Genomic DNA, 2167 nt, shown 5'->3' with positions numbered 1-2167 from the left:
TTACAGAACTGCACAGGACTACATGTCGAAAGACGACTCCATCGAGTTCGAAGGCACCGTCAGCGAGACGCTGCCGAACACCACTTTCCGCGTACGACTGGAAAATGGGCATGAAATCATCGCCCACATCTCCGGCCGCATGCGCAAGAACTACATCCGCATCCTGACGGGCGACCGTGTCAAGGTCGAAATGACGCCCTACGACCTGACCAAGGGTCGTATCACGTACCGCATGAAGTAAGCGGTTCGGGGCGGCTTCCCAACAGAAGCCCCGCCAGAAGGCCAGCCAGGAGCTGGCCTTTTTGCGTGGCCGCGATAAAGCGGCCAGACCCTGCCAAGCGGCACCCTGACCCTGTGCACCCTGACATCGGTAAGGCTGCCTTGCCGCAGATTCGCACGGGCGCGTCCCGCGGCACGCTGGTTGTCGATCCAATCCGGATCGCCATCCCCCGGCCCCTGCCATGAAGACCCTGTCCCTGCTCAGCCTGCTGGCCTGCACCTGCCTTGCCACTGCGGCCCAGGCCGCCGAACCGGCGCCCGCCGCCGATGCCGCATGCATCTCCCTGTCGGCCGACCAGCAGATCGTGCGCGCAGGCGCCGATCGCAACATCCTGCTGCGCAACGCCGACCAGCACTACATCGTGCATTTCAAGGACAGCTGCAGCAGCGCCGCGCAAACCTCCGACCTGCGCTTTGTCACCCCCGACCGCGACGGACAGCTGTGCGGTGGCGGCGTAAGCAGCCTGCGCACCAAGTCGCAGAAGTGCGTGGTCCGTGAGGTAGAGACGATCACGGCCCAGGAATTCACCTCGCGGGCGCGCGCGCGCCGCTGACCGATCGCCTCTCATCGAGGCCCGGCCGGACGCGCAGGCAACTGCCGGATCACGACCGCGCGTCGTGATCCGCCCGCGCCCAGCATCACAAGCAGCGACGGGAGCATGCAACTTCTTGTATGGGAGTACGCGTGACCGGGTAGCAGACTGACCGCCCGCCCCACTCGCCACCTTCATGCATCGGCCCAACACCCTGCCGCGCGCACTCAACGTCGCTCATCACACGTCGGCGCAGCCACGCCCAAACACGGTGCACCGGCGCCAGCGCACTAGTCCCGTCCTGCTCATGACGGGACTACTGCTCGCCAACGCCACGCCGGCACTGGCAGCATCCCCGGCATTGCTGCAGGTACAGGCACTGATGGACACGCTTCCCCTCATGCAATCGCCCGAGGCCTACGACGAGCTGATGTACGGCGAAGCCGGAAGCACAGGCATGCGTGCCACCCTGCCGGCGTGGATAGCAGGCCATGGCCACGCCCTCCCGAACACGGTCGAGCGGATGGTGTACCTGGAACTGCGCGAAGCGTCAGGCGACTACATGAGCCTGCAGCTGTCCGCCTCCGCGGACCCGCTCGTGCACGCCTGGCAGCAGGATGGCGCGCTGGAGGCGAAAAACGCAGACGGCACGTCGCATTGGGTCGTCGAACTCCCCGGCATGGATGGCGCCGGGAGCACGCGGTGGCGCGCAGCGACGGCCGCACCCTACGTTCTGATGGCCAGCGCCGATACTTCACCCGGCTTGCCACTTGCCAACCCTGCAGCCACGACCACATCAGCGGCCAGCCTGATCCGCGCAGCACTGTCCGCGCACGCTGCGCTCATGGGTCCGGATGAAACACCCGAACGCTTCCATGTCAGGTTCGGCGGCAACCGGCCCGCACTTGCCACCTCGGATCCTGCGCCGCAACATGCGGCAGGCGTCCCGGATGCCCTATCCGCATCGATTCTTTTGGCGACGCGCGCTGACGGCACGTCCCGTACGACCCTCATCCTGCAGTGGCAGGATTGTGGGATGCCCGCGACTGCACTCGCTGCACTTGAAGACATGAAGGTGACCGACGCGTGGACCTACACGCTGGCGCCTGACAACGGCTTCTGCCAGATGCGGCTGGTATCGCCACCGATGTGAGGGCGCACCGTGGCATCACGCCACGAAGGCGTGATGCCACCTTGCCCAAGGCGCTCGGCGCGCTCCGGGCTGCACGTCACGACCGACGGTCGTGACCTACACCGTTGCCGGCAACAGGCGCTCCGGTTCTGCCTGGGTTTCCACGAACAGCTCGTCGTTGCGCACGTCGATGCTGACCCGGCCGCCGTTGACGAGCTTGCCG

Annotated in this window: 3 protein-coding genes; all 3 read left to right on the top strand. The window is 66.0% G+C overall.

Annotated elements, in window-relative coordinates:
* Nucleotides 1–22 precede the first annotated feature (22 nt).
* The 3 genes from infA (at nt 23) to DBR34_RS18025 (ending at nt 1965) form a co-directional block, all read left to right on the top strand.
* Nucleotides 23–241: a translation initiation factor IF-1 gene (gene infA / locus DBR34_RS18035; protein ID WP_005409596.1), complete on the top strand. Its 219-nt coding sequence runs from the start codon at nt 23–25 to the stop codon at nt 239–241.
* Nucleotides 242–461: 220 nt separating this feature from the next.
* Nucleotides 462–833, top strand: a complete 372-nt coding sequence (locus DBR34_RS18030; protein ID WP_128097801.1) for a hypothetical protein — start codon at nt 462–464, stop codon at nt 831–833.
* Nucleotides 834–1119: 286 nt separating this feature from the next.
* Nucleotides 1120–1965 (top strand): hypothetical protein, encoded by an 846-nt coding sequence (locus DBR34_RS18025; RefSeq protein WP_128097800.1) that lies wholly within the window; start codon nt 1120–1122, stop codon nt 1963–1965.
* The last annotated feature ends 202 nt before the right edge of the window (nt 1966–2167 follow it).

Origin of the sequence: Stenotrophomonas sp. HMWF003 (assembly GCF_003061285.1) — a bacterium.
GTDB classification, from domain to species: Bacteria; Pseudomonadota; Gammaproteobacteria; order Xanthomonadales; family Xanthomonadaceae; genus Stenotrophomonas; species Stenotrophomonas maltophilia_AP.
Note: the sequence above shows the minus strand (reverse complement) of the source record. Positions and strands in the feature narration are given on the sequence as shown.

Bases quoted from the DNA above. Each gene is read 5' to 3' on its own strand.
- DBR34_RS18025 (WP_128097800.1), top strand. From the start codon at position 1,120: ATGACGGGACTACTGCTCGCCAACGCCACGCCGGCACTGGCAGCATCC.
- DBR34_RS18030 (WP_128097801.1), top strand. From the start codon at position 462: ATGAAGACCCTGTCCCTGCTCAGCCTGCTGGCCTGCACCTGCCTTGCC.
- infA (WP_005409596.1), top strand. From the start codon at position 23: ATGTCGAAAGACGACTCCATCGAGTTCGAAGGCACCGTCAGCGAGACG.